The sequence below is a fragment of the Nocardia sp. NPDC046473 genome (assembly GCF_040645995.1).
In the GTDB taxonomy this organism is placed as follows: domain Bacteria; phylum Actinomycetota; class Actinomycetes; order Mycobacteriales; family Mycobacteriaceae; genus Nocardia.
On the sequence record NZ_JBEYZJ010000007.1, the window covers coordinates 640,564 to 656,936 of the forward strand.

2 protein-coding genes are annotated in these 16,373 nt (G+C 70.1%); both read left to right on the plus strand.

Annotated elements, in window-relative coordinates:
- Positions 1 to 15 precede the first annotated feature (15 nt).
- Entirely contained in the window at positions 16 to 14,574 is a 14,559-nt protein-coding gene (locus tag ABZ942_RS27620; RefSeq protein WP_357386806.1) for a type I polyketide synthase, read from the plus strand.
- A 28-nt stretch (positions 14,575 to 14,602) separates the two neighbouring features.
- Positions 14,603 to 16,373 (plus strand): type I polyketide synthase (locus ABZ942_RS27625; RefSeq protein WP_357386808.1); only part of this gene is annotated, 1,771 nt, incomplete at its 3' end.

The window sequence follows — 16,373 nt, forward strand, 5'->3', positions numbered from 1 at the left end:
GGAAGTAGGAAAAACGTGGAGAAGTCAGCGCGCGACGTCGCCGAGGCCCTGCGCCGCACCCTGCTCGAGAACGATCGGCTGCGCAAGCAGAACGAACGGATGGCAGGCGCGGCCGCCGAACCCATCGCGATCGTGTCCATGAGCTGCCGTTACCCGGGCGGTGTCGAGTCGCCCGAGGACCTGTGGCGACTGGTCGCCGACGGCACGGACGCGATCGGCGAGTTCCCGTCGAACCGCGGGTGGGACCTGAGCAGGCTGTTCGACGCCGATCCCGAGGCGCGTGGGCACAGCTATACCCGGGAAGGCGGCTTCCTCGACGAGCCGGGCATGTTCGACACGCGCTTGTTCGGCATCTCGCCCCGCGAGGCCGGCGCCATGGATCCCCAGCAACGCTTGCTGCTGCACACCGCATGGGAGAGCTTCGAACGTGCCGGTATCGCGCCACTGTCGCTGGAAGGCCGCCGGATCGGGGTGTTCGTCGGCGGCGGTTCCGGCGACCATCCTTCGGTGCTGGCCGCCGCGGGCACCTCGCTCGAAGGTGAAGTGCTGACCAGTATTTCGAGCAGCGTGCTCTCGGGCCGGATCTCTTACGCCTTCGGTCTGAACGGGCCCGCCGTCACGGTGGACACGGCCTGTTCCTCGTCGTTGGTCGCCCTGCATCTCGCCGTGCAGGCCCTGCGCAACGGCGAATGCGAGCTCGCGCTCGGTGGTGGCGTTGCCGTCATGCACACGCCGTCGACCTTCATCGAGGTGTCCAGGCAGCGCGGCTTGGCCGAGAACGGACGCTGCAAGGCGTTTGCCGCGGCCGCCGACGGCACCGGTTTCGCGGAGGGCGTCGGTCTGATTCTGCTGGAACGGCTCGCCGACGCACGCAGGCACGGGCACACGGTGCTGGCCGTCATCCGCGGTTCCGCGGTGAACCAGGACGGCGCGTCGAACGGTCTATCCGCGCCGAACGGTGCCGCCCAGCGCCGGGTGATCCGCCAGGCGCTCGGCAATGCGCGCCTCACCGGCGCGGAGGTCGACGTCGTCGAGGCACACGGCACCGGAACGGTATTGGGCGATCCGATCGAGGCACAGGCCATCGTCGAGACCTACGGCAAGGATCACCAGGAGGTGAGCCCGCTGTGGCTCGGCTCGATCAAATCCAATATCGGCCACGCGCAGGCCGCCGCGGGCGTGGCAGGCGTGATCAAGATGGTCATGGCGATGCGCCACGGCGTGCTGCCACCGACCTTGCACGTGAATGAGCCCACCCCGCACGTGGATTGGTCCGCGGGTAACGTCCGGCTGCTGACCGAGGCGCAGGCCTGGTCCGATGCGGACCGACCGCGTCGTGCGGCAGTGTCGTCGTTCGGCGTGAGCGGAACGAACGCCCATCTGATTCTGGAACAGGCGCCCGCCTCGGCTCCGGTCGAGCGCGCCGCCGCTGCGCCTGCGGTGCTGCCATATCTGTTGTCGGGCAAAACTTCTGAGGCCCTGCGCCAGCAGGCGCTGCGACTGCACGGATACCTCGACGGCAAGCCGGAACAGGAACTACGGGACGTGGCGCTGTCGTTGGCGACCACGCGTTCCTCGCTCGATGAGCGCGCGGTTGTCGTTGCCGAGGATCGGGCGGAGCTGCTGGCCGCGCTGGATGCGGTGGCGGCAGAACAGCTTCCGGACAACATCGTGCGCGCCGATGTGCGGCCGGCCCGCACCGGCGTGGTGTTCGTCTTCCCCGGTCACGGGTGGCAGTGGACCGGAATGGTCACCGAATTGCTTGCCACCGAACCGGTTTTCGCCGCCCGGATGGCGGAATGCGCCGCGGCGATCGACCCGCTGATCGAGTGGTCGGTGCTGGATGTCCTGCGCGCCGAGGCGCCGCCGTCCGAGCGGACCGAGATATGGCAGCCGGTGCTGTTCGCGGTGATGGTCTCGCTGGCCGAACTCTGGCGTTCCTACGGCGTCGAGGCCGGCGCGGTGATCGGTCACTCGCAAGGCGAGATTGCCGCCGCCTGCGTGGCGGGGGCACTGTCACTGAACGATGCGGCGCGGATCGCCGTCCGTCGCTCGCAGCTGTTCGCCGACGAACTCGTCGGAAACGGCACGCTGGCGTTGCTCGGACTACCGGTCGAGGACGTCCGGCAGCGACTGCGCGCCCATCCCGCGCTGACCGTTGCCGCGGTGAACAATCCGACCACCACGATCGTCGCCGGTGACGAAGATCAACTGCTGGAGCTGGTGGCAGCCTGCGAGACCGAGGGCATTCGGGCCCGCATGCTGCCGGGAACCGTTGCCAGTCACTGTGATCGGGTGGAACCGCTGCGGGATCGGTTGCTCGATGCCGTGGCCGGGATCGAGCCGCAGGCCGCCGCGCTGCCATTCTATTCGACGGTCACCGGCGAACTGCTCGATACGGCGGATCTCGGACCGGAGTACTGGTACCGCAATGCGCGCGAGGCCGTCGAGTTCGACCGGACGATCCGCACGGCAATCGACCACGGCTACCACACCTTTGTCGAGCTGAGCGCGCATCCATGGCTCACCGTCGGCATCGAGCAGACCGCCGAAGCGGTCGGCGTCGAGGCGGTGGTGACCGGCACGCTGCGCCGCGACGACGGCGGCAGGCGGCGGCTGATCACCTCGCTGGCCACGCTGTATACCGCTGGCCTGCCGGTGGATTGGCGATCGATCCTCGACAGCGTCGACGGCCGTCCGGTCGATCTGCCGACCTATCCCTTCGACGCGACCCGTTACTGGATGGAGATCACCGCGCGACCCGGCGATCCCGCAGCCATGGGATTGGCCGCCGTCGATCACCCGCTGCTCGCGGCGGCGGTGTCGGTGGCCAGCTCGGGAGCGGCGGTGATCACCGGGTTGCTCTCCCAGCGAACCCATCCCTGGCTCGCCGATCACGCGGTCGGCGACACCGTGCTGCTGCCGGGCACCGCGTTCGCGGAGCTGGCACTGCGGGCCGGTGCGCTCGACGGTTTCGACCAGCTCGAGGAATTGACACTCGAGGCGGCGCTGGTCCTGCCCGCCGAGACCGCTATCCAACTTCAGGTCGCCGTGGCGCCCGCGGACGAGCACGGCCGCCGCGCGCTGTCGATCCATTCGCGCACCGAGGGTACCGACGACGACGCGTGGAAGTGCCATGCCAACGCGGTGCTCACCCGGGCGGAATCGGCCGGTCGCGACGATTCCGGACCGTGGCCGCCCGCAGGTGCGCAACCGGTCGCCGACGCCGAGCTGGACGGTCTCTACGACACCCTGTCCGCCCTCGGCATGGTCTACGGCCCGGCCTTCCAAGGATTGGTCGCCGCATGGCGCAGCGGTGACGAGGTCTGCGCCGAGGTGCGTCCGGTCGAATCCCTCGGCGACACCGACCGTTTCGGGCTGCATCCGGCATTGCTCGACGCGGCGCTGCACGCCCTCGCGTTCGGTACGTCCACCGGGTCCGCGACCGGGCCGCAGCTGCCGTTTGCCTGGCGCGGGGTCACCCTGCACCGCAGCGGGGCGTCCGTGCTGCGGGTCCGGCTCGGCCAGGCCGCGTCCGGCGGTGTCTCCGTGCGGATTACCGATGACGAGGGTCAGCCGGTGCTGACCGCGGAGTCGGTCGTCCTGCGTGCGATGCCCTCGTCGGCGCGGCAGTCCGATGATCTGCTGCAGGTGAGCTGGCAGCCGGTGCCGTCCGACGACGAAAAGGCAAGCGGCTGGATCGATCTCGGCACGGATGACCGGCCGGTCGGTGCCGCGGAGCTGGCCGCTCTGGCGGCCGACGCACCGGTGCCCGACCTGGTTCTGCTGTCGGTGCGGCCGGACCGGCCGGACGCCGATGCGGCGCACGCGGCGGTGGTACGCGGGCTGGAGATCGTGCAGACCTGGCTCGGGACGCCCGAATTCGACGACGCACAACTGGTATTCGTGACTCGGCACGCGATGACGACGGATGCCGACACGACCGCGCCCGATCTCGCGGGCGCCGCGCTGTGGGGTCTGATCCGTTCCGCGCAGTCCGAACATCCGGACCGGTTTGTGCTGGTCGATATCGATGACGATCCGCGATCGCGGGAACTGTTGCCCGCTGCCGCGCGCAGCGGTGAGCCACAACTCGCGATTCGCGGCGGGGTGCTCAGCGCGCCGCGACTCACGAGAGTGGCGGCAGGCGAGCGCCGTACGGCGCAGCCCTGGGATCCCGAGGGCACCGTGCTGATCACCGGTGGCACCGGAACCATCGGCGCCGACCTGGCGCGGCATTTCGTCACCAGCTACGGGGTGCGGCGGCTCGCCCTGATCGGCAGGCGCGGCATCGACGCGCCGGGCGCGCCCGAACTGCTGGACGAGCTCACGACACTCGGCGCCGAGGTGTCGATCTTCGCCTGCGATGTGGCCGACCGCGCCGAGTTGGCCGACCTGCTCGACCGGCTGCCCCGGCTGACGGCCGTGGTGCACGCGGCCGTGGTGCTCGACGACGGTGTGCTCACCGCTCAATCCCCGCAGCGGCTGGCAACGGTGTTGCGCCCCAAGGTCGATGCGGCCTGGCATCTGCACGAACTCACCCGCGAGCGCGATCTCAGCGCCTTCATCCTGTTCTCCTCGGCCTCCGGTGTGCTGGGTGCGCCCGGCCAGTCCGGGTACGCGGCGGCCAACACCTACCTCGACGCGCTCGCCGAACTCCGTCGGGCACAGAGCCTTCCGGCGGTCGCACTGGCGTGGGGACGCTGGGCCCGGGCGGACGGGCTGACCGCGGATCTGACGGCGGCCGATGTCGATCGCCTCGACCGGTCCGGCGTGGTCGGCATGAGCCCCGGCGAAGGCCTCGCACTGCTCGATGCCGCCCGTGCGGTCGACCGGGCCGTGCTCGTTCCGTTGCGCGTGGACCAGGTCGCCCTGCGCGCCCTGGTCGAGGCCGGGGCGGTGCCGGGCCTGCTGCGTGGTCTCGTCCGCACCGCGCATCGGGCGCGCGCGGGCAGCCGGGCCGGGAATCGGTCACTGCTGCGCAAGCTCGCCGGCGTGCCCCGTGCTGAACAGGTGAAGTTGCTGCTCGATCTCGTGCTCGACGAGGTGGGCACGGTTCTCGGCTACGAGGGCGCCAGGCAGGTCGGTCCCACCGCCGCGTTCGCGGAGCTCGGTTTCACCTCGCTCACCGCCGTGGAGTTCCGGAATCGGATGGCCGCGGTTACCGGGCTGCGACTACCCGCGACGCTGGTCTTCGACTACCCGAACCCGCGGGATCTGGCCGGCTTCCTCCTCGAAACGGCGACCGGCACGGGCACGGAACCTGAGTTGGCGCAGAATGTTTCGGCGAACACGGACGAGCCTATCGCGATCGTCGCCATGAGCTGCCGCTATCCGGGAGGCATCGATTCGCCGGAGGCGCTGTGGCGGTTCGTCGCTGACGGTGGTGACGCGATCGCGTCGTTCCCGTTGGATCGCGGCTGGGACATGTCGGCGCTCTTCAGCGCGGAGCAGCGTGGCGTGAGCCTGACCCGAGAGGGCGGATTCCTCGACGGCGCACCAGATTTCGATCCCGCACTGTTCGGCATCTCGCCCAGGGAAGCGATCGCGATGGATCCGCAGCAGCGGGTGCTGCTCGAGCTCGCGTGGGAAGCCTTCGAGCGGGGCGGCATCGATCCGCTGTCGCTGCGCGGTAGTCGCACCGGTGTGTTCGCGGGCGTGATGTACCACGATTACGGCGCCCAGGTCAGCGAGATACCGGAAGGGGTCGAGGGTTTCCTCGCGACTGGTGTCTCCGGAAGCGTTGTCTCCGGCCGGATTTCCTACACCTTTGGTTTGGAAGGCCCCGCGCTCACGGTCGACACGGCGTGCTCGTCCTCGCTCGTGGCGATGAACTCCGCGGTGCAGGCGCTGCGTGCGGGCGAATGCACCATGGCACTCGCGGGCGGCGTCACCGTCATGGCGACGCCGGGAACGTTCATCGAGTTCTCCCGGCAGCGCGGCCTGGCCGCCGACGGGCGCAGCAAGTCGTTCGCGGCGAACGCGGACGGTACGAGCGTGTCCGAGGGCGCGGGGCTTGTCCTGCTGGAGCGACTGTCCGACGCGCGCCGCAACGGCCATCCGGTGCTGGCGCTGGTGCGTGGCACGGCGGTCAATCAGGACGGCGCGTCGAACGGGCTGACCGCGCCGAACGGTCCCTCCCAGCAGCGCGTTATCCGGCAGGCGCTGCGTAATGCGGGTATGTCCGCGGCCGATATCGATGTGGTCGAGGCGCACGGCACCGGCACCACGCTGGGTGATCCAATCGAGGCGCAGGCGGTGCTGGCGACCTACGGACAGGACCGGGCCGAGGATCGCCCGGTGTGGCTGGGTTCGCTGAAATCGAATATCGGCCACACCCAGGCCGCGGCGGGCGTCGCCGGTGTGATCAAGATGGTCGAGGCGATGCGGCAGGGTGTGGTGCCGCGGACACTGCATGTCGATGCGCCTACGCCACAGGTGGATTGGTCGGCGGGCGCGGTTCGGCTGGCGACCGAGGCCGTGTCCTGGCCGGTGTCCGATCGGCCGCGACGGTCCGGTGTGTCGTCGTTCGGCGTCAGCGGCACCAACGCACACGTCGTACTGGAGCATGTGCCGGAGCCGGTGCCGGAAGGCGCTGCGGCGAAGAATGATTCGGCATCGGGGCGGCCTTTCGTACTATCCGCGCGGACCACGACGGCACTGAGCGACCAGGCGGCTCGATTGGCGTCCTTCCTGGCGGACGGCGCGGCGCTACCGGATGTGGCGTGGTCGCTCGCGACCACCCGCGCCGCCCTGGACGAGCGTGCGGTGGTGCTCGGGCGCGACCGCGCCGAACTGGTGGCGGCGCTGCATGCCGTGGCCCGTGGCGAGTCGGCGGCCGAGGTGGTCACCGGGCGCGCGCGGACCGGCCGGACGGCGTTCGTGTTCCCCGGTCAGGGCGCGCAGTGGGTCGGCATGGGACGCGAGTTGGCGTGCACCAGCCCGGTTTTCGCGGCTCGGCTTGCCGAGTGTGCCGCCGCGATGGATCCGCTGACCGGCTGGTCGTTGCTGAAAACTCTGGCGGGCGAGGCTGAATCGGCCGATCGCGTCGATGTGGTGCAGCCGGTGTCGTTTGCCGTGATGGTGTCGCTGGCTGCGGTCTGGGAGTCCTTCGGGGTCGTACCCGACGTGGTGGTCGGGCACTCCCAGGGCGAGATCGCCGCGGCCTGCGTTGCGGGCGCGTTGAGCCTGGCCGACGCGGCTAAGGTCGTGGTCGGGCGCAGCCGCATCATCGCGGCGGGGCTGTCCGGCCGGGGCGGCATGGTGTCGGTGGGCCTGCCCGCGGACCAGGTCGAGCAGCTGATCGCCCGGTTCGGCGACACCGTATCGGTCGCGGCGGTGAACGGACCTGCGGTGACAGTGATTTCGGGTGATGATGCCGCGCTGGACGAGGTGATCGCCGAGTGTCTCGCGGCCGACGTGCGGGCGCGCCGGGTCGAGGTGGACTACGCGTCGCATTCGGCACAGGTTGACGCGATCGCCGAGCGGCTGGTCGAGGAGTTGGCCGGGGTGACGCCGCACCGGGGCCGGATTCCGCTGCTGTCGACGGTGCGCGGGCGCTCGCTCGACGGATCGGAACTCGATGCCGGGTACTGGCTGGAGAACCTGCGGCAGCCGGTGCGCTTCTTCCCGGCGATCACGGAATTGCTCGACGAGCACTACCGATTCCTGATCGAGGTCAGTTCGCATCCGGTGCTGGTGCCCGCGATCCAGGAGGCGATCGAGGCCACCGATCGGGCCGCGGTGACCACTGGTTCCCTGCGACGTGACGACGGCGGCCTGGATCGCTTGATCCACTCGCTCGCCGAGGTCTACACGCGCGGGGCCACGGTGGACTGGCGTCCCCTGCTGGACGGCGCGGCGCGGGTGGCGCTACCGACCTACGCGTTCCAGCATCAGCGGTATTGGCTGGAATCGGCTCCGGGGAGCCATGATTCGGCCGCCGGCACCTCCGACGCCGAGTTCTGGGCAGCGGTCGAGCGTGCGGACGTCGCCGCCCTGGCCGCCGGGCTGGCGGTCGACGCGCAGGTGGCGACCGATGTCCTGCCCGGCCTCGCCGCTTGGCGCGGGCGCAGGCGCGACGCGTCCGTGCTGGACTCGTGGCATTATCGCGTCGACTGGCAGCCGGTCGAGGTGTCGGGCGTTGTCTCGGGATCGTGGGTGATCGTCGTGCCCGCCGGGCGGGCCGGCGACAGCGATGTCGTCGCCGTGGCAAGGACATTGGCCGACGCGTCCGTGCTCGAAGTCGATGCGGCCGACCGGTCCGTGCTCGCCGCGGTGGTCGCCGACTACGCCGACGCCTCCGGCATTGCCTCCCTGGGCAATTCGACGACGACCACCGTCGCCCTCATTCAGGCGCTCGGCGACGCGGGAATCGCCGCGCCGCTCTGGCTGGTGACCAAGGGGGCCGCGGTCACCGCGGCGCCCGACCCGGTGCAGGCCGAACTGTGGGGCCTGGGACCTGTTGTCGGACTAGAACATTCGCAGCGATGGGGTGGCCTGGTCGACCTGCCCGACACGCTCGACGACCGGACGCTCGCCAAGTTCGCCGCCGTCCTCACCGGATCGACCGGCGAAGACCAGGTGGTGATCCGCCGCGGCGGTGTCCTGGCCCGGCGGATCGTGCCCGCGCCGACCCGCATCGCCGCGGACACTCCGGCGTGGCGTACCAGCGGCACCCTCTTGATCACCGGCGGCACCGGCACCCTCGGCGCGGTCACCGCGCGCTGGGCGGTGCGCCACGGCGCCGAGCGGGTGGTGCTCGCGAGCCGGCGCGGTCCAGCGGCCGAGGGCGCGTCCGAGCTGGCGGCCGAACTGCGCGCGCTCGGCGCACAGGTCGAGATCGTCGCCTGCGATATCGCCGACCATGCGGCGGCCGCGGCGCTGGTGGCGCTCGCGCACACCGACGCCGCGCCGCTACGGATGGTGGTGCACGCGGCCGCCTCGCTGGAGGTCGCGACCCTCCCCGGTACCACCGTCGAGGAATTCGCCAGGATGACGCGTGCCAAGGTGGCGGGCGCGGTTCATCTGGACGAGCTGACCGAAGCCATCGACCTCGACGCGTTCGTGCTCTACTCCTCGGTGGCCGGCGTCTGGGGCAGCGGCGCGCACGGTGCGTACGGTGCGGCCAACGCGCATCTGCACGCCCTGGCCGAGCGTCGCCGGGCCCGCGGACAGACCGCGCTGTGCATCGCCTGGGGCGTGTGGGGAACACCGAACCTGTGGGACGGCACCAACGTCGTCGAGGGGATGGTGCTCGGCGAGCGGCAGACCCGGCACGGGCTGCCCCCGATGGATCCCGACCTCGCGCTCGCCGGGTTGCACGCCGCCTTGGATCGGGCGGAGACCTTCCTGCTGATTGCGGACGTCAACTGGGAGAACTTCGTTTCGCTGTTCACCATGGCGCGGCCGAGTCCATTGCTCGGCGCGGTGCCCGAGGTCCGGCGCATTCTCGCCGAGTACGCGCCCGCCGCAGCCGGCGTCGCGGCGTCCGACTCGGCACTGCGCGAACGGCTTTCCGCAGTGGCCGAGCCGGACCGCCGGGCGCTGGTGCTGGAACTGATCCGCACCGAGGTCGCGGTGGTGCTCGGGCATGCGAGCTCGAAGGACGTAGAGCCGGACCGGGCGTTCCAGGAGCTCGGCTTCACCTCGCTCACGGCGGTGGAGCTGCGTAACCGGCTTGTGGCGGCGACCGGCCTGAAGTTGCCGTCCACCATGGTCTTCGACTATCCGACCGCGAACGACCTGGCCCGCTACCTGCTCGCCGAGGCCTTCGGCATCGATCCGATGGTTACCTCGGCGGCATTGGAGCAGACGGTTCCCGAGGACGACCCGATCGTCATCGTCGGCATGGCCTGCCGCTACCCGGGCGGCGTCGGTTCGCCCGAGGACCTGTGGCGGCTCGCGGCCGACGGGGTCGATGCGATTTCTGGCTTCCCCACCGACCGCGGCTGGGATGTCGGGAATCTGTACCACCCCGACCCCGCCAACGCGGGCACCTCGTATGTGCGACATGGCGGATTCCTGCACGCCGTAGCAGATTTCGACGCGGCGTTCTTCGGGATCTCGCCGCGCGAAGCCATCGCCATGGACCCGCAGCAGCGGCTGCTGCTGGAGACGGCGTGGGAGGCGTTCGAACGCGCGGGGATCGATGTACAGGCGTTGCGCGGCAGCCGAACCGGTGTCTTCGTGGGGGCCAACCCGGTGCCACAGCTCGGCGGGCAGCTCGGTGACATCGACGGGTTGTCGATGACCGGCAATGTGTCGAGCGTCCTGTCCGGCCGCGTGTCCTACGTGTTCGGACTGGAGGGACCCGCGATCACCGTGGACACCGCATGCTCGTCGTCGCTGGTCGCGCTGCATCTGTCGGCGCAGTCGCTGCGGACCGGCGAATGCTCGCTCGCGCTGGCGGGCGGCGTGATGGTGATGTCCTCGCCCGCCGGGTTCATCGGATTCTCCCAGCAGGGCGCGCTGGCGAAGGATGGCCGCTGCAAGGCGTTTTCCGCGGCGGCGGACGGGATGGCCTTCGCCGAAGGTGTCGGTCTGGTTGTGCTGGAACGGCTTTCGGACGCGCAACGCAATGGGCACCCGGTGCTCGCGGTGCTGCGTGGCTCGGCGGTCAATCAGGACGGCGCGTCGAACGGGCTGACCGCGCCGAATGGTCCTGCGCAGCAACGGGTTATCCGCGACGCGCTACGACGCGCCGACCTGGCTGCGGACGATATCGATGTCGTCGAGGCGCATGGCACCGGTACCGCGCTCGGCGATCCGATCGAGGCGCAGGCATTGCTGGCCACTTACGGTCGCGATCGCAGGCCTGACCGCCCGCTGCTGCTCGGGTCGATCAAATCGAATATCGGCCACAGCCAGGCCGCGGCAGGCGTGGCAGGCGTGATCAAAGCGGTCGAGGCCCTGCGCCGCGCCGTGGTACCCGCCACGCTGCATGCAGCCGAACCGACGCCGGAGGTGGATTGGTCGGCGGGCACGGTTGCGTTGGTGACCGAGACCAGACCGTGGCCCGAGGTGGGACGGCCACGGCGTGCCGCGGTGTCGTCGTTCGGGATCAGCGGCACGAATGCGCACGTGATCCTGGAGCAGGCACCCGAGGCGGTGCCAGCAGCTGATGTGCCGCAGCATATTTCGCCGATGGCACGGCCCTTCGTGCTGTCCGGTAAGTCGGTGGCGGCAATGCGGGCGCAGGGTTTGCGGCTGCTGTCCTTCCTGGACGACGCCCCGGAGCTGGATCCGGCGGCGGTGTCGCGGTCGCTGGTGTCGCGGGCCGGATTCGAGCACCGTGCGGTCGTGCTCGCCGCTGATCGAGACGAGCTGTCGGCGGGTCTTTCGGCGCTGGCACAGGGGAATTCGACCGGCTCCGTGCGCACCGGCCGGACGCGACCGGGCCGGATTGCCTTCATTTGTGCAGGCCAGGGTGCGCAGCGCGCGGGGATGGGCCGGGAGTTGTACTCGACGTTCCCGGTGTTCGCCGCGGCGTTCGACGAGGTCTGCGCGGTGATCGATCCGTTGCTCGGTACGTCGTTGCGCGGCATCGTCTTCGACGTCGACCGGCCCGAGGTGCTCGATCGCACGGAGTTCGCCCAGCCCGCGCTGTTCACGATGGGTATCGCGCTGTTCCGCTTGCTGGAATCTTTCGGTGTGACACCGGATTTCCTCATGGGGCACTCGGTGGGCGAGCTCACCGCCGCCGCGGCGGCCGGTGCGCTGTCGGTGCCGGACGCGGCGCGGCTGGTGGTCGCGCGTGGGCGGTTGATGCAGGCGCTGCCCGACGGCGGGGCGATGGTGGCGATACAGGCCACCGAAGACGAAGTCGCGCAGCACCTGTCCGAGTTCGCCTGCCTGGCCGCGGTCAACGGCCCCCGGTCGGTGGTGGTGTCCGGTGCGCGCGCGGCGGTCGGCCGGGTCGCCGACCACCTCGCCGCTGCCGGGCGCAAGACCACCTGGCTCGCGGTCTCGCACGCCTTCCACTCGGCACTGATGGATCCGATGCTCGCGGAGTTCGAACGAGTCTGCGCCGGTATCGAATTCGCCGAACCCGCGATCCCGGTGGTGTCGAACTTGACCGGCGAGCCGGTGTCGGCGGAGCAGCTGAATTCGACGGCCTATTGGGTGCGTCACGCACGCGAGGCGGTGCGCTTCGCCGAGGGAGTGCGGGCACTGTCGGAACGGGACGTGCAGAGCTTCGTCGAACTGGGACCGGACGCGACGACGACCGGGCTGGTCTTGGCAAACCTTGCCGCCGAACCGGATTCGGCGACGGTCGCGGTGCCGGTGCTGCGCGCCGATCGGGACGAACCGGCGACGCTGCTGTCGGCGCTGGCGTCGCTCTACGTGCACGGTCACCCCGTGGACTGGGTGGCCTGGTACGGCGACCGGCTCCCGCGCCGCATCGAGTTGCCCACCTACGCATTCCAGCACCGGCGATTCTGGCCGGAGATCAGCGCGCCCGCGGTGCAGGCCGACGGTGCGGACGCGGCATTCTGGGCGACCGTCGAGAACGGCGATCTAGGTGAGCTGGCCGCGTCCATGGAGTTGGATGCCGTGGCGTTGGGCGAGGTCTTGCCCGGCCTGCTGAAGTGGCGGCATCGCCGCCAGGACGAGTCGATCGTGCAATCCTGGCGGTATCGCGAGACCTGGGCTCCGGTAACGCCGATCGGCGCCGAGCCCCGGGGCAACTGGCTGGTCCTGCTGCCCGAACAGATCGATCGGTCGCTGGCCGACGCGATCATCGCTGCGTTGGGCCGGACCGCCGAGGTCGTCTCGATGGTGGTGGGCGCCGAGACCGATCGAACCGACCTGGCCGAGCGGCTGAGCGGCCCGGCCGCGCCGATCGGCGTGCTGTCGCTGCTCGGGCTGGACGATCGCGCGGATAGCGAATATTCGTTGCTGCACACCGGTTTCGTGAACACGGTGCTGCTGCTACAGGCACTGCACGACCGCGATCTCGATACCCGCCTGTGGTGCGTCACCCGCGACGCCATGTCCGTCGATCCGGCGGATCTCGTCGGTGGCGTCGCCCAGGCTCCGCTCTGGGGCGTCGGCCGCGTCGCCGCGCTCGAGTACCCGAAACGGTGGGGCGGTCTTATCGACCTGCCTGCGAACGTGACCGCCGCCGATCTCAGCACGCTGCTTCGCTTGCTGGGCGATCACGCCGACGAGGATCAACTCGCGCTGCGTAGCGGGCAGGCCTTCGGCCGGCGCTTGACCCGCGCCTCGCCCCCGCTCGTCGCGGGTACACCGTGGCACCCACGCGGGACGGTGTTGATCACCGGTGGCGCAAGCGGTCTCGGTGCCAGGGTCGCGCGCTGGGCGGCGGCCAACGGCGCCGGGCATCTGCTGCTGATCAGCAGGCGCGGCACGGATTCGCCGGGTGCGGTCGAACTGACGGCCGAACTACGCGCGTCCGGTGCGAGCGTGACGATGGCGGCCTGCGATGTGGCCGATCGAGACGCGCTCGCGGAACTGCTCGCGGCGCTCCCAGCCGAGCATCCGTTGACGGCCGTCGTGCACGCGGCGGGTGTGCCGGTCGAAGGTCCGCTCGCGCAGACGTCCATTGCCGAGTTCGCGGCCGCGATGTCGGCGAAGGTGGGCGGCGCTCAGGCATTGCACGAGCTCACCCGCCATCTCGACCTGGCGGCCTTCGTGCTGTTCTCGTCCGGCTCGGCGTCGTGGGGCAGCGGGAGCAACGCCGCCTACGCGGCGGGCAACGCCTTCCTCGACGGGCTCGGCAGGCACCGGAAGGCGGTCGGATCGGCCGCGACCACCGTCGCGTGGGGCAACTGGGGCGATGGCGGCGGTATGACGGCGAACGACGCCACGCAGGATGTGCTCACCCGGCGCGGCGTCCGCCCGATGGACCCCGCACTGGCGTTCGGCGCGCTGCTACAGGCGGTCGAGCACGGGGAAACCCAGCTGACCGTCGCCGACATCGACTGGGCGCGTTTCGCGGCCCCGTTCACCTTCGTCCGCCCGAGCCCGCTGATCAGCGAGGTACCCGAAGCGGCGCGGGCACTGCGGGCGGCGGACGACGCGGAGACGGTCGCGGGAGCGGAGTTGCGCGAACGCCTCACCGGGCTGTCCGGCACCGAGCGACGGAACCTGCTGAGTGCCGTCGTCAGCGCCGAAATCGGTGCGGTGCTCGGCTATTCCGGTGAGCACACCGACGATCTGGCGCGCCCCTTCGCCGAGCTCGGGTTCGACTCGGTGACCGCGGTGGAGTTCCGCAACCGGCTGTCCACGGCGACCGGCATCGCATTGCCCGCCACGCTCGTCTTCGACTATCCGACGCTGAGCTCGGTGGCCGAATTCCTCGCGGCCGAGCTGGCGGGCGGTTCGGGCTCGGGTGAGCCGTTGATCCTGGACGAATTCGACCGGCTCAGTAGGGAAGTCGTGGCGATGGACTGCGACCCCGACACGAAGGCGAAGCTCGCGATCCGGCTGCAGACCCTGCTGGCGAAGCTCGGTGACGGTGCGGACGAGTCCGGCGGCGCGGCGGTCCTGGACGCCGCGAGCGATGACGAGATCTTCGATCTCATCGACAACGACCTCGGTGTGCTGTGACCGCGCCGAACAACTGGTGGAAGAGGACATGGTTGTGAACAACGAGGACAAGCTGCGGCAATACCTCAAGCGGGTCACGCTGGATCTGCAAGCGACGCGTAAGCGGCTGCAGGAGGTCGAGTCCGGGCCCGGCGAGCCGGTCGCGATCGTGGCGATGAGTTGCCGTTACCCGGGTGCGGCGAATTCACCGGAACAGTTGTGGGAACTCGTGTCCGGCGGTGTGGACGCGATCGGAGCGCCCCCGGCCTATCGCGGCTGGGATCAGGGCGCGCTGAGCGGCGGGGCAGCGGACGGGGCATTCGTCGACCCGATCGGTGGATTCGTGGAAACCGCCGCCGATTTCGATGCCGAGCTGTTCGGTATCTCGCCGCGTGAGGCGTTGGCGATGGATCCGCAGCAGCGGTTGTTGCTGGAGTCGTCGTGGGAGTTGTTCGAGCGCGCGGGTATTGATCCGTTGTCGTTGCGCGGCAGTCGAACCGGCGTGTTCATCGGCGGCAGTTCGCAGGATCACGCGGTGAAAGCGGCGCTCGGTGGCTCCGACTACGGGCTGGTCGGCACCGCGAGCAGCGTGCTGTCGGGTCGGCTGTCGTATGTGTTCGGCCTCGAGGGGCCCGCGGTCACGATCGATACCGCGTGCTCGTCGTCGTTGGTTGCGCTACACCTGGCGGTGCGGTCGGTGCGCAGCGGTGAGTGCGGGCTGGCGGTCGCCGGTGGCGTGACGGTGATGTCGACACCCGGTGCGTTCGTGGAGTTTTCGCGACAGGGTGGGTTGTCGCAGAGCGGTCGGTGCAAGTCGTTCGCGGCGGGCGCCGACGGGACCGGCTGGGGCGAGGGTGTCGGCCTGGTGCTGGTGGAGCGACTGTCGGAGGCACAGCGCTTGGGGCACAGGGTGCTTGCCGTGGTGCGTGGTTCGGCGGTGAATCAGGATGGGGCGTCGAATGGTTTGACCGCGCCGAACGGTCCGTCGCAGCGGCGGGTGATCCAGGCGGCGTTGGCCGATGCGCGGCTGCTGCCCACGGACGTGGATGCGGTGGAGGCGCACGGCACCGGCACGGTGCTGGGGGATCCTATTGAGGCGCAGGCGTTGCTGGCGACCTATGGTCAGGATCGGGATCAGCCACTGTGGTTGGGGTCGATCAAGTCGAATATCGGCCATACCCAGTCCGCGGCGGGCGTGGCCGGTGTGCTCAAAATGGTACTGGCGATGCAGCACGGCGTGCTGCCCAAGACATTGCACGTGGATGAGCCGACATCGCAGGTGGACTGGTCGGCCGGCGCGGTGCGGTTGCTGACCGATGCCGTGCCGTGGCCGTCCTCGGGTGACCGCCCGCGCCGGGCCGGTGTGTCCTCGTTCGGCGCCTCCGGCACCAATTCCCATATCGTGCTGGAACAGGTGCCCGAAGCCCAGCCGCACGACGACGAGGCGGTCCGCGTCACCGACGGCAAGCCCGCGGTCCTGCCGATGGTGCTGTCCGCGCGATCGGCTGAGGCGTTGCGCGCCCAGGCAAGCAGGCTGCGCACCTTTGTCGACGACCGACCGGATATCCAGCGCTCCGCGCTGGCCCACGCGCTGGCGACGACGCGCGCCGCGTTGCCGCATCGCGCCGTGGTGATCAGCACGGACAGTGCGGATCTCGACGCCGGGCTCGCGGCAGTAGCCGACGGAGCGAATGCCGCGACTGTCATCTGCGGGGCATCGCGGGCAGGCAAGGTCGTCTTCGCTTTCCCTGGTCAGGGTGCGCAGTGGGTGGGTATGGGTCGTGAGTTGTTGGCGGTTGATGAGGTTTTCGCGGCTCGGA